Source organism: Geobacter argillaceus, assembly GCF_007830735.1.
Classification (GTDB): Bacteria; Desulfobacterota; Desulfuromonadia; order Geobacterales; family DSM-12255; genus Geomobilibacter; species Geomobilibacter argillaceus.
In genome coordinates, this window is the sequence record NZ_VLLN01000010.1 from 45,106 (window position 1) to 66,064 (window position 20,959).

The window sequence follows — 20,959 nt, forward strand, 5'->3', positions numbered from 1 at the left end:
GTGGCCCGCTGCTTTGCAGACAGCAGCTCGACATTGCCTTCGTCGTCCAACAGAAAGGTGGCGACTAGAACATGATACCTCTTCCCACTTCCTTTACAACAAGTCGGTAGGCGTCGGGATCTCAAGAATAAAAGGGTCAACTCTCCATTTTCCATTTACCGATTTTTGTAGTCAAAGTGCCCATCAACTTTTGCAACGCTTTATCTTCTTCCATCTTCTTTTGGATTCGTTTGCTTGCTTCTCCGATCGCGGTTACTCCAACATCGAACTTAACGGCAATTTCCTTCAAGGGTGCGCCACTGTATTTATGACACAGGTATATGGATACCTGTCGGCCCAGTTTCTCATTGTTCTTCGTTGCTGCTCTTACGAATTCGATTATTTCTTCAAGTGGCGGTTTATTTGAAAAATGCCGCAATGCCGGTATATCTTTGTCTGTCCCTCTTTCATTGAGGTGTGTTTGTGTTATTTCTTCGATAAAGTCTGGACTACCGAGGACCAAACCCCCGACAGCGCTTTTCAATGGACTTTCATAAGCTTCAATGTCCAGTTTTTCCACAAAGTTCCGGTAATTCTTTCGGGAAACAGGCTCGTTTTTCCCAAAGCTGCCGAGGATGAATCCCGGGTTCAACCATTCCGGCGTCGATGCCGCGCCTATGTATGCTCGATAACTTGACCATTGGTATTCATCCGCTTTGCTGGTTATCCCGGCCTTTACGGGATTGAGGTGAATATAGCGGGTCAGCTCGGCGGCATATTCGTCGGCTTCTACTAGGACTGATTTGTACCTCCCTTGGAACAGGTGCCCCGCTCGTTTTCGCTTAATATTGAAATAAGAGGTGTATGCTCCGATTATGTGTCGCATGATCTGCGAGAGATTGCCTTCCGGTGTTTGAATAAACAGATGGAAATGGTTGCTCATCAGGCAGTACGCATAGATCACGGCTCCATAACGCTCCGCAGCCGATGCCAGATATTCGAGAAATTTCTCTCGGTCTCTTCGGCTTTTGAAAATGTCCTTCTTTTCATTGCCTCGCGAGGTCACATGGTAAAATGCGCCCGGATAAATAATGCGTAACGGTCTGGCCAAAAATTTACTCCTCAGATGATATTTCCGCTATAATATCAGAGCTTTGAATAAAATGGAATATGGAGAGTTGACCCTTTACTCTTTTCATTGGCATATTTAGGAAATAATTTGAGGGCAAAACTCTTGTTGATCAATTTCATCATAAGCAGTCCTTTTTGGTATTTATCGGTATCCTTATGACAACGTCGTGGGGACGCACCGGCGGAGCGAAGCGGAGACCGTGTGCCGCCACCTGGTTGAACATTTGCCTCCTTTACCTGTTCATGGCCTTCCTTTTCCGTTCATATGTATTTCTGCATTCTTCGTAGTCTCTTGGGACATTATCTTTTGGGAATTTGCTATCCTTCAGACCATCGTCAATTACTTTATAGACAATTTTCTCATTGGTAGCTTCGATGACCTCTAGCAGCATTTCCTTGAATCGAATCTGTTTGGCCGTGGTTTCGTACACTATATTCTGAAAGAACGATGGGCGAGCCATGTCATCAATGGTGAACTCCCTGTAAGCTATACTGAGACTAACATTATTGATTCCGCCATAAATCAACTCAAAATTAGTATAACATGCCAGCAAATCTACATTACTTTCGTCAAATTTATGCTCCACGAGCTTGTCTGTTTTTATCAGTTTCAAAGTTTCAGGAGTGACAACAGATGATTCGGATTTCATAATCAGGTCGTGGTCATCATCAAGAATATTCCCCTTGAATACCTTGCCTGTGTCATCGATCAAAAGTCCAACTTCCTCCTTTTCCTTGTGGGCTTCATTGACCATGTTCACGATGGTGTAGGGGATACCTTCGACACTGGTGTAACCTGCGGCAGGATATAGACCGTCTTTTTTGCCGACCACCTTCACTGGGAAGTCAAAATACTTCTTTTTTATGTACTTTCCAGAGAGTTCAAAGTCACTTGATGGTTTCATATAATATTTCAAGGCAAATTTACTTTGAAATTCATCATAGTCTGCATACAGGTCCCTTACTTTAGCGATTGGCTGACCGATATAAGCCGTTTTTATTACACCAAGCGAGTAATTTTTCAAATATGAATGCTGGATCAGTTCCGACCGGTGCTTTCCGCATCCTGCGAGCAACATCAACATAAATATTGCAGCAATCATTTTCATAAGAGCCCTCCGAATTTTAATTTCAATAGTTCAACGGGGCCGCCGTTGACCCGTCCGGGCAGCCTTTTCGCCCGGTCGGTGTCCAACGGTGTTGTTGGGAATCGCGCTTTCAGATTATTCCACTTTCAAGGGCAGACCCATTGTTTTTTTGCCGGCCTGCGCGGCTTTTCGCGCAGGTCCGGTGGAATGAAGGGTTGGGCGCCATTGCCAGCTCATGACTTGCCAATGGCATCGCGGAAGTGGCTGCGCAAGAGGTCGACGTATTCCTGGTCTGGCAGCTCTGCTCGCGCCTTGATGAAGCCTCGTGTGTCGTTCCCCACCAGGTACCGCAGTCGATCACTACCGTCTGTCGCCGCCTCATAGACGACCCTGGCAACATCGCCAGAATCGATAAGGCGGGCTGCGGACATCCGACTGAATGCCTCGGTACAGCGCTGGATAAACGGCTGATAATCCGTCAATTCTGCGGACATCGCATTGCTAGCTGATGTGCGCTCATTGAACTTGGTCGCGTTGACGCCACCGTGAGGCTCGACGATTTTCACGACAATCCCAAGGGCGAGTAGCTCGAAGGAAAGCGCCTCCGAAAATCCCTCCAGGGCGAATTTGCTTGCGGAATAAAGCGAAATCATTGGCAGAGTGAAGATACCCGCCCCCGAACTCATGTTGATGATGACTCCGCTAAGTGCCTTGCGCATCACCGGAAGAACCGCCCGAATCACATTCATCGGACCGAACACATTGACTTCGAATTGCTCGAGCACCTTTTCGCGCGGAACAGCCTCGAAGACGCCATACTGGCCGTAGCCGGCATTGTTCAGAAGTACGTCAATGCCGCCAAAGCGGCCCACTCCTTCCGCGACTGCCTGTTCAATGCTGGGAATGTCCTGAACATCAAGGCGACTGACGAGCAAATTATCGGCGTTTTTGAAATCCTGCGATTTTGCTGGATCTCGCATGGTGGCGATCACATTCCAGCTTTTCTCTAAAAACAAATCTACGCATGCCTTGCCAATACCAGAAGAGGTTCCGGTGATCAAAATGGTCTTGCTCATATTTTCTCCTTTTTTGCCGAGTGGGCTCGGATCATGACGCCCAACGGGCCGGGAGATCACCTGACGGATTTTGGGTCAGGTGCATCTTCCTGGTTAGGGGCGCGGCGGTTACACATCGACTTTGAACCCGAGGTCTACCTCTGAAGCAGGCACTCCCCCCCGAATCCCCCAATTGTCGAGCGGGATATCATGGAGTACGATGAATATGTCGTCCGGCGCAATGCCGACCGTGCTCAGGTTCTTAATGATGGCCTGATAAAGAGAACGTTTCGTTTCAAGAGTGCGGCCAGCAAAGAGCGCTATTTCAACAAGGATGAAATTCTCGGTCTTGCCAGGGGGAACGTGAAAGTGCTCAGGCTTGTGTTCAAAAAAACGGATTTGACGATCACGCTCAGGCACTTTCAGCGCCTCCCGCTGCGCAAGGTAAATGGCTTCGATGATGGACTGAACCTGATCAGGCGGCCAACTCCTTCGCACTTCAATCTTTGCAAGTGGCATAGCTGCGATTCCCTCCTAACGGTGTGCCCGGTTGACCCGCCCGGTTTTTGGGGCGGTGTCCAACCGGCTGGTTTGGAATCATTTCTTTGAATTTCCATTTTCAAGGACAAACGCCATCTCTCGTTCAAGAGTTATTCACTTTTCCTTAACTGACTAAAATATTCTCTTATATCTCCGGAACAGTTATTACCATTAATCTGCTTAATTGCATTATTTAAGGCTTCAAGCATTGGAATCCCCTTTCCTCCGGCAGCACCGTATGTCTGGTGAGCAACATCCATTTCTTTACAATAATTGGGATTGTCCAACGCATGAAAAGTTCTACAGGCAAATGGCCGATACATATAAATTGAGCAGATATTATTCTGGTTTAAAAAAGGACATTTTGAGACAGACAAGGTGTTTGGCAGGGATTTGACTCTACTAATTTTTGCTTTTTGCTCAATATACTCTGCTTCCAGATCAGTAATATAAACTTCAATATGACAGCAGTATGAGCATCCTTTCTCACACACTGAAAATGTATCCACAAATTTATTGTATTCATCGGTAAATGCATAAAACTTAGATAGTATTTCATGCGAATCAACACAGTTCTGCACTGTTGAGGCCAATTTTTGATATTCGTTGTGTATATGATCCGGTATTGGCGGCAAGACTGGATAGTCTCCTTTGTCGTGATATCTTCTTTTTTTGTGATTCATCTTGTCCTCCCTTTGGACCAACTCGTTAATCACCTACTTAGGGTGGTATCTAATATTATATTCTGCATCTAATATTAGATGCTGTTGTCAGGTCTCGGCTAGTAAAAGCATATAATATTAGATGCAACGCTGATTAAATAAAGCATCTAATATTGTATGCCATCATCTAATATTATATGCTCTCATTTGCCGCTTTGTTTCTGCTTGGCATCCAATATTATATGCTTCTCCAATTCTGTGCCTTTGATCTTACTGTATGGGATGTACCACAGCTTGACATCCGGGTCCCACCTGCCACCTGCCGAACGGGCCATTTTGCCCAGGTCTTTTTCTCCGTAGGCAATCTGCACCGGCACGAGCGCATCGTCCGTTACGCTCTGCGCCTTATCTGGCAACTGTTTCCTCTCGACAACAAGCTCCACGGTCTTTATCCGGGTTCGACTTGCTGCATCATAGCGGTAGCGGATGCAAACCAAATCCTCGCCGTACTTCTCGACCATTGCTTTGGTGCCTTTCTGGCCTGGTTTCAATTTCAATCGAGTTATCATTCACTGTACCGAAATCAATGAGGATTTTAGTCGAAGCACTATAGCATTTACATTTTGAGGGCATCAATTAAAATGATTGAATTTAACACGTATGCCGATAGATTTTATCTGATCGTGTGAACTTCTGAAGTGCGCTTGTGATGGCAAGGGTAACGTTATGATTCTCATTCCGAAAGCCGTATATGCTCAATATCTCGTTTGTTTGAAGAAAAACAACGTTGCAGAAGATTGCTTTCAGGAATATCTCAAATGGCTGCGTTATTTCCTGGATTTCTGCGCCAAGCATTTGATTGTGCAGGAGAAGTCCGAGCGGGTGCGACTTTTCCTGGAGAAACTCCGGGAGAAGAGACAGAGTAAAGAGCAGCGTCAGCGGGCAGCCCATGCTGTTTCGCTGTATTTAGAGATGCAGCCTCTTGAGGTGCAGACGCATGAAATGGCTCTGGAGGCGGACAAGCAGCCATTGGCAGACGGTGAGATGGTACCCGCTCCCAAAACTACGGCAATTCTTCGTCCGTCCCAATTCAACGAAGCAGGCTACCGGGAAAAATCCGATTCGCCGGAATGGGATGAGCTTATCGGTAAGCTGGCGGATGAGATCAAGGTTCGGCATTACTCCAGAAAGACTCTCAGAACGTACGCCCATTGGTCACGCCAATTCCAGAAATTCCTGAAGAACAAACCGCCGGCAGAGTTGACCTCAGCCGATGTGAAAGAATACCTGACCTGGCTGGCAGTGAAATGCCACGTGGCGGCATCGACGCAAAACCAGGCCTTCAACTCCCTCCTGTTCCTCTTCCGCCACGCCTTGAACCGGGAGTTCGGCGATCTGCGGGACGTGCCGCGGGCGAAGAAGTCGCTCTACATCCCGGTAGTGCTCTCACGCGGGGAGATCGACGCCATCGTGCAGCACCTCTATCATCCCTACAGCCTGATCGTGAAGCTGCTGTTCGGCTGCGGTCTGCGGCTGTTCGAGTGCCTGCAACTGCGGGTGCGGGATTTCAATTTCGACGCCGGAGTCCTGACGGTGCACGGCAAGGGGAAGAAGGACCGGACCGTGCCGCTGCCGGAGTCGATCATGGACGAGTTGCAGGGGCAGATGAAGAGGGTAGGGGCGCTGCATCTTCATGATCTGGCAGATGGCTATGACGGGGTCTTTCTCGACGACGCGGTAGAGAAGAAATTTCCCAAGGCGCCTAAGGAACTGGTGCACCAGTGGTTCCTTCCCCAGCGGTCACTGACGCTGGTGGAGGAGACCGGCGAGCGGCGGCGCTGGCACGTGCATGAATCGGAACTGCAGAAGGCGCTCTACCTCGCCGTGCGTAAGGCGCAGATCCCCAAGCGGGTCACGGCCCACACCTTCCGCCACAGCTTCGCCACCCACCTCCTGCAAGCCGGCTACGACATCCGCACCATCCAGACCAAGCTGGGGCACGCCAGCCTGAAGACGACCATGATCTACACCCACTGCGTGCCGGTGAGGACCATCAAGGAGGCGAAAAGCCCGTTGGATTTCTGAATGATCCTTCCGCAAACCTCCCACTCCCCAGTTGACCCCGCACAAACGGCGGAGTATAGTAACCCTCCCGTTTCTTCCAGTCGTCCGATATCCCTGAGAGACCAATAACTATGTCCGTAGACATGCGCAAACTCCCGCCCCAGAACCTGGAGGCGGAGATGTCGATACTTGGCGGCATCCTGCTGGATAATGCCGCCATGAACCGGGTGATCGAGATCCTCACCCCGGAGGAGTTCTACCGCGAGTCCCACCGGAAGATCCTCAGGGCGATGATCGATCTGAACAGTGTCTCCGAGCCGTGCGATCTCATTACCCTCTCCACCATCCTGAAGAAGAAGGGGGAGCTGGACGAGGTGGGGGGCGGGGCCTACCTGGCCACCCTGGTCGACTACGTCCCGACCGCGGCCAACATCGTCTACTACTGCAAGATCGTCAAGGAGCGGGCCACCGTCCGCTCCCTTATCACCGCCGCCACCGAGATTGTCACCCAGAGCTACGAAGAGCAGTCGGACGTGAACGAGCTTCTGGACCTGGCGCAGAAGTCGATCTTCGCCATCTCCGAGAACAAGCTCCGCCCCTCCTATTACCCGGTCGGCACGATCCTCAAGGAGACCATCCGGAACATCGAGCAGCTCTACGAGCGCAAAGAGCATCTCACCGGCGTTTCCTCCGGGTTCATCGACCTGGACAACATGACCGCCGGCCTCCAGAAGGGGGACCTGGTCATCATCGCCGGCCGCCCCTCCATGGGAAAGACCGCCTTTGCCCTCAACGTGGCCCAGAACGCGGCGATCCACTCCAGTCAGAAGACCCCGGTGGCCATCTTTTCCCTGGAAATGAGCAAGGAACAGTTGGTGACCCGTCTCCTCTGTTCCGAGTCGCGGCTCGATGCCGGCCGCCTGCGCACCGGCCACCTGCAGGATTCGGACTGGGACCGGCTCCTGAATGGTGCCAACCATCTCCACGAGGCCAAGATCTTCATCGACGACACGCCGGCCATCTCGGTCCTGGAGATGCGGGCCAAATGCCGCCGGATGAAGGCCGAGCACGACATCGGCCTGATTATGGTCGACTACCTGCAGCTGATGCGGGGCGGCGCCAATTCCGAATCCCGCCAGCAGGAGATCTCGGAGATCTCCCGCTCTTTGAAGGCCCTGGCCAAGGAGCTGGACGTGCCGGTGGTGGCCCTTTCCCAGCTGAACCGGAGCCTGGAAAACCGCACCGACAAGCGGCCGATGATGAGCGACCTCCGGGAGTCCGGGGCCATCGAGCAGGACGCGGACGTGATCATGTTCGTCTACCGCGACGCGGTCTACTGCGACGACTGCAAGAAGCGGGACGGCTCGTGTACCAAGGGGCACGAGAAGGATGCCTCGATCATCATCGGCAAACAGCGTAACGGCCCGATCGGCGATGTGGAGCTGGTCTTCCTGGGGGAGTACACGCGGTTCGAGAACAGGAGCAGCCGGGACGGGTACTGAAACGCGGCTTTTCCGCAATCGCGGCGTTGCCCTGCGGGATGACTTGTGCGGCGTAGCGTTTGCTACGCCTCCGCGCCATCCCTTGAGCGCCTTGCGCTTATCGAAAAATCCACGTTTCAATTCAACAAGATGACAGAAAAGGAAAACATACTATGACGACATACAATCCCATGACAACGCTGCCGGCGGCTGCCGGCTATGCGAAGGGCGACGTGCTGGTGCTGCTGGGGGAGCTGTTCGGCAGGGGATATGCCAACGGCATTATCGACGAGGCACGGGCTGCCGGACTGACCATTATCGGTACTACGGTGGGGCGGAGGGAGAGCGACGGGACCCTGCGGGGGCTGACGGCCGAAGAATTGACCGCGGCCGAGGAGAACCTGGGGGGGAAGATCGTCAATATCCCCCTGGAGGCGGGGTTCGACATGGAGCCGGCCAGTGACGGCAAGTCGTTCGCCGACCTCCTGAAGGCGCTGAAGCCGGACGACTGGGCCTCCTTCAACTGGGAGCAGGGGCGTCTGGTAGAGGTGCGGGCAAAGGGCCGAGCCCGCTTCACGGCCAATCTGGCGGCAGTGGTGACCGAACTGAACGCACTGATCCCTGCCGGGGCCAGGGTGATCTTCGTTCACTCCATGGCCGGCGGCATTCCCCGTGCACGGGTCTTCATGCCGCTCCTGAACCGGGTTTTCAAGGGACAGGGGGACAAGTACCTGGCTTCCCGCGACTTCTGGTCGTCCGCGTTGGGCAAGCTCTGCCAGGCAAGCTTCGACGAGGTGACCGCCGACACCTTCAACTACCTGATCGAGTCGACCGCGGAGATCCGGGCCGGCCACGACACCCGCTACGCAGCCTACGGCTATCACGGCTGCGCTGTCCTGATCGACGGTGCCTACACCTGGCAGTCGTACACCCCCTATCTGCAGGGGTGGGCCAAGGTTCGCCTTGAGGACCATGCGGCTGCCGCCCGGGAGCAGGGGGTGAAGGCCACGGTCTACAACTGCCCGGAGATCCAGACCAACTCCAGCGCCCTTTTCCTCGGGGTGGAGATCTCCCTCTATCCGCTCCTGGCCGCCCTGGTCAGGGAAGGGGACGGGCCTGTGGCCGAGGCGATTCGTGCCGAGTGCCGGGTGCTGCTCAAGGACGATACCTCCCTGGACCTCCTTCTGGAGCGGGCCAACGAATACCTGGCCGCGCCGTTCCAGGTGGGTCTCCGGGACATCGCCGGCTGGCCCCACCACAACAGCCTGGAGCAGGCCGAGGCGATGCTCACCCGTTCGGCGGAGCTGATGGGGATGAACGCCAACCCCAAGGAGATCGTCTGTGCGCCACTCTCCAGGGCCGTTTTCAGCGCCGTCGGCCGGTTAATGTTCGCCGATTCGTGGCAGCAGAAAAGCCCGGTGGTCTGGCTGAGCCACGACATCATCGCCCGGCAGCTGCTGGCCTGACCGGGGTGGTATCCGAATCCGTGGGGCGGCGCATGCGTCGCCCTTTTTTTGTGCTTCATCTTTGGCAAGGGCCGGTTTGCTTCCTGCCTTCGCCCCGTAGGACCCAAGGGCCTAAAGGGCAGAATGCTGTAGACGGGGAATTTATTCCCCGGTCATCTCGGCAAAATGCCATTCCCGTCACGTACGTGACGCGGAGAAATATCGACAACTCATCCGGGGGATGAATCCCCCGGCTACAGGCGAGCGCCCCTAACGGGGCTTCAAAGCTATGCGGCAATTTTCCAGGCGGAGAACGCTGACTTATCTTTTGGGAAGCGAGATCCCCTGCTGCAGGAGGAGGGTGAACTCTTCGGTGGCGATGGGGCGGCTGACCAGGTATCCCTGCATCTCGTCACACTTTCGCTGGGCGAGGAAGTGGAGCTGATCCTGCTGCTCCACCCCTTCGGCGGTGACCTTCAGCTTCAGGCTGTGGGCCATGGAGATGATCGCCTCGGCTATGGCCGCATCGTCCGGGTCGGTGGTGATGTCCAGGACAAAGGAGCGGTCTATCTTCAGGCGGTCGATGGGGAAATGTTTCAGATAGCTCAGGGATGAATAGCCGGTGCCGAAGTCGTCGATGGCCAGGCTGATCCCCATCTCCTTCAGGCGGCGCAGCGTCACGATCGTCTCCTCTGCGTTGCGCATGATGGTGCTCTCCGTAATCTCCAGTTCGAGGAGCGACGGCGCCAGCCCGGTCTCGTCGAGGATGGTGGCGACCGACTCCACCAGCCGTTCCTGCTTGAACTGCCGTCCCGACAGGTTGACCGCCACCCGCAGGGGGCCGAACCCCATGTCGTGCCAGGCCTTGTTCTGTTGGCAGGCAGTCTTTAGCACCCACTCGCCGATGGGAATTATCAGCCCCGAATCCTCGGCCAGGGGGATGAATTTGTCCGGTGTTACCAGCCCCATCTCGGGGTGTTGCCAACGGACCAGTGCCTCCATGCCGATCAGCTTCCCGGTCAGCAGGTTCATCTGGGGCTGGTAAAGGACGAAAAACTCCTGCCGCTCCAGTGCCCGGCGGAGGCTGTTGTCCAGCAGCAGCCGCTCCTCGGCCTTGTAGTTCATCTCCCGGGAAAAGAACTGAAAGGCATTGCGTCCCTGCTCCTTGGCCTGGTACATGGCAATGTCGGCATTCTTCAGGAGCAGATGGGGGGAGTCGCCGTCCACCGGGTAGATGGCGATGCCGATGCTGGCCGTGGTGAAAATTTCGTGTTCGTCGAGCTGCATCGGCTCGGAGAGTACACCCAGGATCTTGCGGGCGACCTGGCTGATATGCTCGCACTGCCGCACGCAGGTAAGGATGATGATGAAGTCGTCTCCCCCCAGCCGGGCAACCGTATCGGTCTTTCTGAGGCACCGTTCGAGGCGCGTGCTGACCAGTTTCAGCAGGTTGTCGCCATAGACGTGCCCCAGCGTGTCGTTGACCTGCTTGAACTGGTCCAGGTCGAGAAACATGACGCCCAGGCAGTGCTCTTCCCGGCAGGCCTGGGCAATGGCCTGGTTCAGTCGGTCTTCCAGAAGCATCCGGTTCGGCAGGCCGGTCAGGGAGTCGTAGTTGGTGAGTTGCTGGATGGCAATCTCCGCCTGGCGGAGCCGCTGCCGGGTGCCAAGCTCCTCCATTGTCCGATCGATGATCGACGGGAGCCGGTCGGGAAGCATGGTGTCCTTCACCAGGTACTCCCGCGCTCCCCGCTTCATCATTTCCACTGCCAGGGTGGCATCGTCCCGGCCGGAAATGACGATGAACGGAATGTCCAGACCACGGGCGGCAAGAAGGTCGATCAGTTCTGAGCCGCTCATGTCATGGAGCGGATAGTCAATGATGATGAGTTGTGGAGGGGTCTGGCAGATGGTGTCGACGGCATCTCTCCCTGAAGCGAAGGTGAGATACGACACTCCCTTGCGCTGCAGTGCCGAGCAGATGAGCCGGTTAAGCCCCGCGTCATCTGCGATAACAGCTATTGTATACCCGGTTTCGGTCATTAGATTCTTCCGGCAGGAGGACTTTGCCGCACTCGGTCTGATGCGTACCGTTTCCCGGTTCAGGTCAGCTGCTGTGGCGACGTCCCCTGGGGCCTTTATCCCGGTACATTCTGGCATCCGCTTTTCTGAGAGTGGTGAGCAGCTCGCCCCCTTTGAGGGCCGTTGCCCAGCCCAACGAGAGCGATACGGGCACGTTTCCCTGTTCGGGTTCAATGGCTGCCAGGCAGTTTTTGGCCCGGTCGACGGCGCTCTTTGCAGCGGCTTCGTCGGTGTTGGGGAGGAGCACGGCGAATTCGTCGCCACCGATGCGGGCCAGGACATCCTCCGAACGAAAGGCATCCAACAAGGCCGTAGCTGCGGTTTTCAGCATCCGGTCACCGGCGGCGTGACCCTGGGTATCGTTAATCTTTTTAAGACCGTCAACGTCGGCCATGACGATGCTGACCGGGAAGCTGCGACTTTTGATCAGGCGCTCAAGTTCGGTGTCGAAATAGGTGCGGTTGAACAGGCCGGTCAGCGGGTCGTGGGTGCTCATGTAGAGCAGCTTTTCCTCGGAGAGCTTCCGTTCGGTAATGTTTCTGCTGACAATGGTGATGCCGTCAAAAGAGCCGCTGGGGTCGCGCCGCATGGAGACCTTGGCGTTGTACCATTCATTCCCGTCCGGGTAGTTCAGCACATAGTCGAACGCCTGGACAGCATTGGTGTTTTTTACGTCGGCAATGGCCTTGGCCATCTGTTTGATCGGCTCCACCGGCAGGCCGACCTCCCAGTAAGCCTTGCCGAGGAACTGATCCTTTGACATGAATAGACGTGCCTGATTCTCCGGTTGGTAAAAGTCGATGAAAATGCCGTTTTTGTCGAGGACGAAAATCAGATCGTCAAGGGAGGCCAGGGTCGAACGGAGTCGTTCTTCGCTCTCCCGCAGGGCCGCCTCGGCCTGCTGCAGACGCGCCTCGGTTTCCAGGTCGTGCATGACCCGGCTCACCACCGGGACGAGTACCTCCAGGAAGTTTCCGTCCTTGACCAGGTAGTCACGTGCTCCCATCTTCATCATGTTTACCGCCAGGGAGGTGTCTTCGCTGCCGGTGATGATGACGAACGGCGGGAGGAGTTTCAGCTCTTTCAGTTCGGCGACCAGTGCGGCACCGGTCCGGTCCGGCAGCGTGTAGTCGAGGAGCAGGAGGGTCGGACGGTGGTCGGCAAGCAGGTTTATCGCCGCGCTGCCGTTGGCGGCCCGGATACAGGAAAATCCATGTTTGTTAAGGGAGATACATGCCAATCGCGCAATTCCGGGATCATCTTCCACGATCAGGATGATCGGGCACGTATTTGCCGCCTGAGCGTCAATCATCACCGAACTCCGTCATTGAGGGATGTTTTTGCGACTATGCATATGTCGAGGTATCGGTGGGTAGTCTGTGCTCTTGATTTTTTCCGCACGAGTCTGTGTATCCATTGCCGTTTGTAGCGCCCGGCTTCATTTTTAAAGATTAAATCTATAACATGTTTGAATGATTTAACAGCATATTTTTGCGCCGTTTACAGGCGGCGGACAGAGAACCATGTAGGTAATGCCAGTCTGCTCATGGTTAGCACCGTGACGGAAATGTACAATGTATACCAGCGGTGGTGTCTTACGCCCATAATGCAGTTTATTTGCCAATGCGATAAATTGTTAATTTTTAACGTTTAATTATTGACAGTCATGGTTCCGAAAAGATATTGTTTATAGCAATTTGCTGCCGTTCCAATCGGTTGTCCTGGTAATTTTCACGACCTCTCCGGGCTGTAACGACGTTTGACAAAGGTTGCCATGAAGCTCGTCAAGACCTTAAAACAGGCGCTGGTGATCAACTCGCTCTTTGTGGCGCTTCTTCCGATGCTGGGTGTCGGTTTCGTCTCCTATAAGCTTTTCGAACGCGACTTTCTCGAAGATGTCGGTAGTGAAAATATGGCCCTGGCAAAGATCCTGGCCAGAGAGGCATCCGACTATCTGAGCCTCTTCAGGGAACAGGTCACCGCCATTGCCCGAACTGACCGGTGCAGCGATACGGCCGTCAGTCCCGGTTACAGTGTGGCCGGTAAGCCTGATGTGCTCTGTCTTGCGCGTCGTGACGGTACCTCCCCCCTGTTCGATAAGATGGGGGAACGGTTCGGGCTGGCTCACTTTGCCGGAGACAATGAACTGTTCGGCAAGGGACGACCGGCCCCGCACCACTGGTCCGATGTGTTCGTTTCCGTAACGACCGGCCTTCCCGCCGTGAGCCTGGCGGTGTCTGTCGACGACGATCGGTCCGTGGTGGGGAGCGTTGGTTTGCAGCGGCTCGACAGCATGGTCATGCGAGTCACCAAGGATCAAAGGTACGCCTACATCGTTGACCGGCAGGGCAGGTTAGTGAGTCACCCCGATGCCACCCTTGTCAGAAAGCGATACGACGGTTCGAATCTGTCGGTGATCAAAAATGGGTTGATGGGGAAATACGGCACCTACCGGTATACCTTTCAGGGAACCGACCGGATCGCCAGTATTACGGTTATTCCGGAAACCGGCTGGCTGCTGGCTGTGGCCCAACCTGTCGAACAGGCCTTTGCCCCGCTCAGGAAGGTGAAGGTTGCCTTTGCTGTCGGACTGGGGGCGACGGTGCTGCTGGCTTTAATCAGCGCACTTTGGAGTCTGAAGCATCTTCTTCGCCCGCTTGATACCCTTGGCCGCAACGCCCAGTTGATCACCGCAGGCGACTATGGGCTGAAGACGCAAACGTCGGGGTTCGAGGAGTTGGATCTCCTGGCAGATCGCTTTATCCTGATGGCCGAGGCGGTGGATCAGCGGGAGGAAGAGCTTAAGCACCGCAATGAAGAGTTGACCATGACCGAAGAAGAGTTGCGACAGCAGATGGACGAGAGCATGCGGGGGCATGACGAGCTCTGCAAGGCGCACCTTGCATTGCAGACGGTCGTGGACGCTTCGCCGGTCGCCATCTCCTGTCTCGGACTGGACGGGACAGTGGTCCTGTGGAACCCGGCCGCTGAAAAGACCTTTGGCTGGCAAGCCGCCGAGGTGCTTGGCAAGCTCTCGCCGCTGATTCTGCCGGAAAAACAGGATGAGTCGCCGCAGGTGCTGCAGGAAGTGCTTCGTGACGGGGTGGTTGTGGATCGGGAGATCCAGCGGGTGAGGAAGAGCGGCGAGACCATCGATCTGCGCCTGTCCGGCACTGCCCTTCGTGGTGGCGATGGCGTCCCGTATGGGATACTTGCCCTCTATGATGATATCACCGAGCGGAAACGGGCCGAGGAAGAGATCCTTATCCTGAATGCCGAGTTGGAACAGCGGGTCGCGGCAAGGACCGTGCAGTTGGAGGCGGCCAACCGGGAACTGGAATCATTCTGCTACGCCGTTTCCCATGACCTGCGGGCGCCGCTGCGTCATATCGACGGCTTCAGCCACGCCCTTATCGAGGACTGCGGCGCGCTGCTGCCGGCCGAGGGCCGGGATGATCTGGAGCGTGTCCGCCGGGCGACCGCCAGGATGGCCCAATTGATCGATGACCTGCTGGAGCTCTCCCGGATGTCCCGCGGTGAGATACAGCTGGAGACGGTCGATCTGAGCGGCATGGTGCGGGAAATACTCGGAGAACTGGCCAATGGGTATCCGGACAGGTCGGTCGAGGCTGTCATTGCCGAAGGGGTGCAGGCCAACGCCGATCCTCGACTGATCAGGGTAGTCATGGACAACCTGCTGGGTAATGCCTGGAAATACACCAGCCACCATCAATTTGCACGCATCGAATTCGGGACAGAGAAACGAAATGGCGTAACGGTGTATTATGTCCGTGATGACGGGGCCGGGTTCGACATGGCCTATGCCGAAAAGCTGTTCGGCCCTTTTCAGCGGCTGCACAGTGTCGATGAATTCGAGGGGACCGGCGTGGGGCTGGCTACGGTGCAGCGGATCATCCACCGCCATGGCGGGTCGGTCTGGGGAGAAGGCGCACTCGGGGCGGGGGCGACATTTTCCTTCACCCTGCCAGGCTTCGGAATTGCCTGATATGGGCGAAACATAAAGGCCGGCGGATTCCCGCCAGCCTTTATTGCAGTCTACTCACTCTTCTCGAATTTTCCCTTTTCCTGACATTGGGGACAGTTCTGGGGTTTACAGCGTCCTTCCTTGGTGTAGCCGCAGCTCTTGCACTTCCAGGTAGCCATTTTTTTACCTCCGTTATTTTGTCGTCTCCAGCCTGATCTCGGTTACCGGTCCGAAGGTAGCAAGGGGCTGATCGAACTTCCTGTCGTCACCCACCACCATCAGCACCATGGCCTCGGGACGGAGATACTTCTTCGCCACCCGCAGCACGTCGTCCCTGCTGACCTTGGCGAGGTTGTCGCGGTAGTTCTCCAGGTAGCCGGCAGGGTAGCCGAAAAACTCCAGCCGGGCATGTTGATTGACGATCATGTCGGTCTTGGTGAAGCCGAACATGAAGGAGTTGATAAGGGAATCCCTGGCCTGCCTGATCTCCTGATCGGTCACCGGCTCACTGGTCATGCCGGTTATGATGTTCCGCATGAGGGAGATCGCCTTGCCGGTTGACTCTGATTTGGTCTCGGTTTCGGCCATGAAGGTGCCGGGGAAAAGGCGCCCCACATCCATATGGCTGTCGGCGTTGTAGGCGAGCCCCTGGTTGGAGCGGATCTCGTTGGTAAGCCGGGAGGTGAAGCCCCCTCCCAGGATATAGTCCATGACCCGAAGGGCGTAGAGGTCCGGGTTGTTCTTGTCGATCCCCAGGAGGCCCATCCGGATGACGGACTGGTTCACCTCTTTGCGGGCAAACAGGACGCCGGGCTTGTTCATGGCCGGCTGGGCAATGGCGGGCAGCGGGTTCTCCGCCCCTTTCCAGCCGGCCATGAGCCGGTTCAGGGCGGCCAGAAGCTCCTCTTTGCGAAAGTCGCCCGAGATCGCCAGCATGATGTTAGCGGGGCCGTAGAACTGGCGGTGGAAGGCGATCATGTCATCACGGGTGATGTTCTTCACCGTCTCGATGGTTGGGATACGGCCAAGGGGATGGCCGGCATAGACGGCCCTGGTGTACTCGCGGTTCGCCACCCCTTTGGGGTCGTCGTTCTGGCGGCGGATCGCCTCGATGGTCTGGTTCCTGGCCAGGGCAACCCGGTCTTCCCGAAAGGCGGGGCGGCGCATGACGTCGACGAACAGTTCCAGGGTCCGGTCCAGGTTCCTGGTGAGGGTGGTCAGGGACATTGTTCCCATTTCAGTGCCTATCCCCGATTCCACGCCGGAGGCCATGAATTCGAGTTCGGCATCCAGTTTTTCCGGGGCAAGGGTTTCCGTGCCGCCGCTCCGGATGACGCTGCCGGTGAGGCTTGCCAGACCGAGCTTGTCGGCCGGCTCATAGATGCTCCCGGTCCTGACGTAGGCGGTCATGTTGACCAGGGGCAGCTCGTGATCCTCCATCAGGTAGACCACGACGCCGTTATCCAGGGTGGCCCGATCGGCCTTGGGAATGGAGAACCGGAGCGGGGCAAAGGTGAGTGCCCGCGGGTCGACGGCCTTGGCCGGCAGGGAGCAGCCGGCTGCAACGAGCAGGGTCAGGCAAAAGCCGAGGAGATGGATGACGGTTTTCATTGGTTACCTGCCCCCTTTTTGGTGATAAAGCCGACAGTCCGATTGGTTTCCGTCAGGTAGGTCCTGGCTACCCGCTGGATGTCGGCCGGTGTTACCTTGGCCACTTTCTGCCTATGTTCGATCAGGTAGCGCCAAGTGCCGGCAATCGCCTCATATTCGGTGAGGTTCCTGGCCAGGCCGCCGTTGGAACCCATTTGGCGGACCTCTTCGTATTCCAGCCGGTTGAGGATCTGCTGCAGCTCTTGCGGCGAGACCGGCTCGCTTTTCAGTCGCTCCAGTTCGTCGTAGATCGCCTTTTCCACCTCAGGGACGGTGTGCGGCGCGCGCGGTGTGGCGCTGACGATGAAGAGGTTTGGGTAGCGGTGCCCCGGCGCCGTAAAGGCACCGACTTCGGTCACCAGCTGTTTCTCGACCACCAGCTTCCTGAAGAGCCGGGAGGTCCGTCCCTCGGTGAGAAGCATGTCGATGACGTCGAAGACCAGATCGTCCCGGTCGGGGAGGGTCGGCTTGTGGAAACCGATCATCAGTTCCGGCTCGGCATCGCCGACGATCTCGATCCGCTTTTCACCCTGCTGCCGCGGTTCCTCCGCCGCCACCGGCGGTACCGGCGTACCGGGCTTGACGTCGCCGAAATAGCGCTCCACCAGTTTTATCACTGCGTCGCTCCGTACGTCCCCGACGATGGCGACGATGACGTTGTTGGGCGCATAATAACGGTGGAGAAACTCCTCGGTCCTGGTCCGGGTCAGGTTGGCGATGTCCGAGGCCCAGCCGATGACCGGCTGTCCGTTGGGGTGGACCAGGAACGAAGAGGCCAGAAACGTTTCCCAGAGTTTTCCTTCCGGTTGGGCGTCATAGGAGCGGCGCCGCTCTTCCATGACCACGTTTCGTTCGGTGTAGAACTCACGGAGGACCGGGTTCTTCATCCGGTCGGACTCGATGGCGGCCCAGAGTTCCAGCTTGTTGGCCGGGAGATTGATCAGGTAGGTCGTGCCATCCTTGCTGGTGAAGGCGTTGTAACCGATCCCGCCATTCTTGGCGTAGACCTGGGCGAATTCCTCCTTGACCACATACGTTCCAGCCTTTGCCTCAAGCTCCTTCAGTTCCTTTTCCAGCCTGGCAATCAGGGCGGCGTCCCCCTTTTCCCGTTTGGCCTTTTCCAAAAGGATCTGCTGGGCGGTTGTCTCGATCTGGTCCAGGAGCGGTTTTTCCGCCTCATAGTCAGTGGTGCCGAGGGTCTTGGTCCCCTTGAAGAGCATATGCTCCAGCAGGTGGGCGATTCCCCGCTCGTCGCTCCGTTCGTCCACGCTCCCCACCTTGAAGCGGATCCAGGCAGCGATGGTGGGGGAAGTGTGGCGTTCGACGATCAGGAGTTTCATACCGTTTTGCAGGGTGTGCTCGCGTACCCTGTCGGCCAGCCCTTCTCCCCGGGCCGGCAGGACTATGGTAATGAGGGCACAGAGGGCCACCAGGGTGCTGATACTAAGTTTCATGCAATCACCTCAATCATGGAATGGAACGGTATGCAACTGACATTTATAGCAGCGGGGAGGGGTGATGTAAAGAGTGGCGGAGAGGCGAATCGTCCTGTAAAAGCATTTAAACACAGAGCAACGGAGCAACTGAGCAGAATCGCGGGGGGAAATATAGCCCTCTCTGTTTGGAACTCACCAACCGAGGTGGACTGTATTTTTCTTGTTTTCTCCGTGGCTCCGTTGCTCCGTTGCTCCGTGTTATTCAAACGGTACTGAATCACTTCCTGTCCAGGGTCTTTTCCCCCGGCTTCCATCCAAGCGGGCAGAGCGATCCTGTCTGAAGCGCCTCCAGGACCCGGATGGTCTCATCTACGCTCCGCCCCACGTCCAGGTTGTGCACCACCTGATACTGGAGAATGCCGTTCGGGTCGATAATGAAGAGTCCGCGCAGAGCCACGCCGGCTTCGTCTTCCAGGACGCCGTAATTGCGGGCCGTCGTCTTGTTGAAGTCGGCCAGCAGGGGGATTTTGAGATCCCCCAGGTCGCCCCGCTTGATCCAGGCCAGGTGGGACCACTTGCTATCGGTCGAGGCGCCGATGACCTCCGCCCCCAACTCCTTGAACTTTTCCAGGGCGCTATTGAACCCCTTGATCTCTGTCGGGCAGACAAAGGTGAAATCGGCCGGGTAAAAGAAGAATACCAGCCATTTGCCGCGAAAGTCGGCCAGGTTGACGGTCTTGAACTCTTTCCCCGGCACGGTGCCGATCACCCCCTCCAGGGTGAAGCCAGGTGCGGGCTTACCGACTTTGGCGATGGCCGGCGCTTCCCGGGTGGTCTTCGTTTCGGTGGCTTCGACTGGCAGGGAGAGGCTCAACGACGCAAGCAGCAGCAACGTCATGGCCAGCGCGGTCAAGCGGTGCGTGCGAAATCCGTATAGGGACATGTGGCGATCCTCCTGTGGGATACTAATGGACTTGACCTTGAAAAGCATAACGCAGCATCCGGGCATTACAATGCCGGAGTACGGAAAAAGCGATTCATTCCAGGGGCAAAGTGTGATAGAAGAGCCGTACGTATCGACCTGAATCCGTGAGAAATTGTTCACGATTGAGTGAAACCTACAAAGCAAAGGAGATGCAGATGAGCGAAGAGCAGAATCCACGGGTAGTGCTGGAGACCTCCCACGGGAACATCACCATTGAACTTTTCAAGGACAAGGCCCCGATTACGGTCCGCAACTTTCTCACCTATGTGAACGAAGGGTATTATGACGGCCTTATCTTTCACCGGGTCATCAAAGGGTTCATGATCCAGGGGGGAGGGATGGATGCGGATATGCAGCCCAAGAAGACCCGCTTTGCCATTAAGAATGAGGCTAACAACGGTCTGAAAAACATGCGGGGGACCCTGGCCATGGCCCGGACGGCAGTGGTCGACAGTGCCACGTCGCAGTTTTTCATCAACGTGGTGGACAATGCGTTCCTCGACTATAAGGGAAAGCGGCCGGAGGAGTTCGGCTATGCGGTTTTCGGTCAGGTGGTTGATGGTATGGAGGTGGTCGACGCCATCAGGGAGGTGAAGACCGGTAGCAAAGGGGGGCATGGGGACGTGCCTCTGGAGCCGGTAACCATCACCAAGGCCGGTGTGGCGGGGTAAGCCCCACGGAGATCGAAAACGCACAAAGGCCGTCGGGGAATACCGGCGGCCTTTGTGTTGCGGGGTGGCTTGATAACAACGGTACGGCAGGCGGTCAGCGCATCAGCCGTTTCAGGGCCTGCTTCAGCACGGCTTCCATCTGCGTATCGTCAGGTGGTGCCAGCTCAGCCAGGACCTTGGTTACCAGCGTCTCTTTGTAACCCAGGTTGATGAGGGCAGAGGCGACATCGTCGAGCAGACCGCTGTCCGGTGCTCGTCCCGGGGCGGCCGTCTGGGTGGACAGCTCCAGCCCGAGTTTTTTCACCTTTTCCCTCAGTTCCAGGACGAGGCGCTCGGCTGTTTTTTTGCCGATGCCGGGAATGGCCGAGAGTCGGGCAAGATCGCCACGGGCAAGGGCGCCTGCCAACTCCTCGGCCTGGACATTGGAGAGAATGTCCCGTCCCAGCTTGGGCCCGATGCCGGAAACCGTGAGCAGGAGTTGGAAAAACTGTTTTTCCAGGGGGGTACGGAACCCGAAGAGGTGGATGGCATCCTCTTTGACATGGGTGTGGATGTGCAGGGTGACGTTCGCCCCCTCTGCCGGCAGGTCGAAATAGGTGGAAAAAGGGACCTGAACCCGGTAGCCGACACCGTTCACGTCGAGAACGATGGCTTCCGGCGATTTGTGGGCCAGTCGGCCGGTAAGTAGGGCGATCATGGGATGTC

At 56.1% G+C, this 20,959-nt stretch carries 18 protein-coding genes; 5 read left to right on the plus strand and 13 right to left on the minus strand.

Going from position 1 to position 20,959, the window contains the following annotated elements; all coding sequences use genetic code 11:
• Nucleotides 1-136: 136 nt before the first annotated feature.
• The 6 genes from JN12_RS09615 to JN12_RS09640 all read right to left on the minus strand — a co-directional run bounded on the left by JN12_RS09615 (nt 137) and on the right by JN12_RS09640 (nt 5,012).
• Nucleotides 137-1,090, minus strand: coding sequence for an REP-associated tyrosine transposase (locus JN12_RS09615; RefSeq protein WP_145021766.1), 954 nt, complete (start codon nt 1,088-1,090; stop codon nt 137-139).
• A 253-nt stretch (nt 1,091-1,343) separates the two neighbouring features.
• Nucleotides 1,344-2,219 carry a hypothetical protein gene (locus JN12_RS09620; protein WP_145021769.1) on the minus strand — a complete coding sequence of 292 codons (876 nt, stop codon included), beginning with the start codon at nt 2,217-2,219 and terminating at the stop codon, nt 1,344-1,346.
• A gap of 212 nt (nt 2,220-2,431) precedes the next feature.
• Nucleotides 2,432-3,274 carry an SDR family oxidoreductase gene (locus JN12_RS09625; protein WP_145021772.1) on the minus strand — a complete coding sequence of 281 codons (843 nt, stop codon included), beginning with the start codon at nt 3,272-3,274 and terminating at the stop codon, nt 2,432-2,434.
• 108 nt (nt 3,275-3,382) lie between these two features.
• On the minus strand, nt 3,383-3,772 hold the full coding sequence (locus JN12_RS09630) for a tautomerase family protein (protein ID WP_145021775.1): 390 nt from the start codon (nt 3,770-3,772) through the stop codon (nt 3,383-3,385).
• A gap of 131 nt (nt 3,773-3,903) precedes the next feature.
• The gene (locus tag JN12_RS09635) at nt 3,904-4,476 is read right to left on the minus strand and encodes a YkgJ family cysteine cluster protein (RefSeq protein ID WP_145021778.1); all 573 of its coding nucleotides are present in this window, start codon (nt 4,474-4,476) and stop codon (nt 3,904-3,906) included.
• A 182-nt stretch (nt 4,477-4,658) separates the two neighbouring features.
• Complete coding sequence (locus JN12_RS09640) at nt 4,659-5,012, minus strand: hypothetical protein (RefSeq protein WP_246125818.1); 354 nt, start codon at nt 5,010-5,012, stop codon at nt 4,659-4,661.
• 325 nt (nt 5,013-5,337) lie between these two features.
• On the opposite strand from JN12_RS09640, the gene JN12_RS09645 reads away from it, so the two are divergent.
• From JN12_RS09645 to JN12_RS09655, 3 genes are all read left to right on the plus strand, one after another.
• A complete protein-coding gene (locus JN12_RS09645) occupies nt 5,338-6,540 on the plus strand; it encodes an integron integrase (RefSeq protein WP_246125819.1) in 1,203 nt (400 codons plus the stop codon).
• 110 nt (nt 6,541-6,650) lie between these two features.
• Nucleotides 6,651-8,021, plus strand: a complete 1,371-nt coding sequence (gene dnaB, locus JN12_RS09650; protein ID WP_145021788.1) for a replicative DNA helicase — start codon at nt 6,651-6,653, stop codon at nt 8,019-8,021.
• Nucleotides 8,022-8,173: 152 nt separating this feature from the next.
• Nucleotides 8,174-9,466, plus strand: coding sequence for an enoyl ACP reductase FabMG family protein (locus tag JN12_RS09655; protein WP_145021791.1), 1,293 nt, complete (start codon nt 8,174-8,176; stop codon nt 9,464-9,466).
• A 300-nt stretch (nt 9,467-9,766) separates the two neighbouring features.
• Here the strand turns inward: JN12_RS09655 and JN12_RS09660 are convergent, their stop codons facing one another.
• Complete coding sequence (locus JN12_RS09660; protein WP_246125820.1) at nt 9,767-11,488, minus strand: GGDEF domain-containing response regulator; 1,722 nt, start codon at nt 11,486-11,488, stop codon at nt 9,767-9,769.
• A gap of 64 nt (nt 11,489-11,552) precedes the next feature.
• Nucleotides 11,553-12,839 carry a sensor domain-containing diguanylate cyclase gene (locus JN12_RS09665; protein ID WP_145021798.1) on the minus strand — a complete coding sequence of 429 codons (1,287 nt, stop codon included), beginning with the start codon at nt 12,837-12,839 and terminating at the stop codon, nt 11,553-11,555.
• A gap of 462 nt (nt 12,840-13,301) precedes the next feature.
• On the opposite strand from JN12_RS09665, the gene JN12_RS09670 reads away from it, so the two are divergent.
• Nucleotides 13,302-15,533 carry a PAS domain S-box protein gene (locus tag JN12_RS09670; RefSeq protein ID WP_211360527.1) on the plus strand — a complete coding sequence of 744 codons (2,232 nt, stop codon included), beginning with the start codon at nt 13,302-13,304 and terminating at the stop codon, nt 15,531-15,533.
• A gap of 50 nt (nt 15,534-15,583) precedes the next feature.
• Here the strand turns inward: JN12_RS09670 and JN12_RS09675 are convergent, their stop codons facing one another.
• From JN12_RS09675 to JN12_RS09690, 4 genes are all read right to left on the minus strand, one after another.
• On the minus strand, nt 15,584-15,691 hold the full coding sequence (locus JN12_RS09675; protein ID WP_145021801.1) for an RCKP-type rubredoxin-like domain-containing protein: 108 nt from the start codon (nt 15,689-15,691) through the stop codon (nt 15,584-15,586).
• 13 nt (nt 15,692-15,704) lie between these two features.
• Nucleotides 15,705-17,123, minus strand: coding sequence for a M16 family metallopeptidase (locus JN12_RS09680; RefSeq protein ID WP_145021804.1), 1,419 nt, complete (start codon nt 17,121-17,123; stop codon nt 15,705-15,707).
• Nucleotides 17,120-18,616, minus strand: a complete 1,497-nt coding sequence (locus JN12_RS09685; protein WP_145021807.1) for a M16 family metallopeptidase — start codon at nt 18,614-18,616, stop codon at nt 17,120-17,122. Before JN12_RS09685 ends, JN12_RS09680 begins: the two co-directional genes overlap by 4 nt.
• A gap of 259 nt (nt 18,617-18,875) precedes the next feature.
• A complete protein-coding gene (locus JN12_RS09690; protein ID WP_145021810.1) occupies nt 18,876-19,541 on the minus strand; it encodes a peroxiredoxin in 666 nt (221 codons plus the stop codon).
• 197 nt (nt 19,542-19,738) lie between these two features.
• On the opposite strand from JN12_RS09690, the gene JN12_RS09695 reads away from it, so the two are divergent.
• Entirely contained in the window at nt 19,739-20,254 is a 516-nt protein-coding gene (locus JN12_RS09695; RefSeq protein ID WP_145021813.1) for a peptidylprolyl isomerase, read from the plus strand.
• Nucleotides 20,255-20,348: 94 nt separating this feature from the next.
• On the opposite strand, the gene ruvA is transcribed toward JN12_RS09695, so the two are convergent.
• Nucleotides 20,349-20,951 carry a Holliday junction branch migration protein RuvA gene (gene ruvA / locus JN12_RS09700; protein WP_145021817.1) on the minus strand — a complete coding sequence of 201 codons (603 nt, stop codon included), beginning with the start codon at nt 20,949-20,951 and terminating at the stop codon, nt 20,349-20,351.
• Between the last annotated feature and the right edge of the window lie 8 nt (nt 20,952-20,959).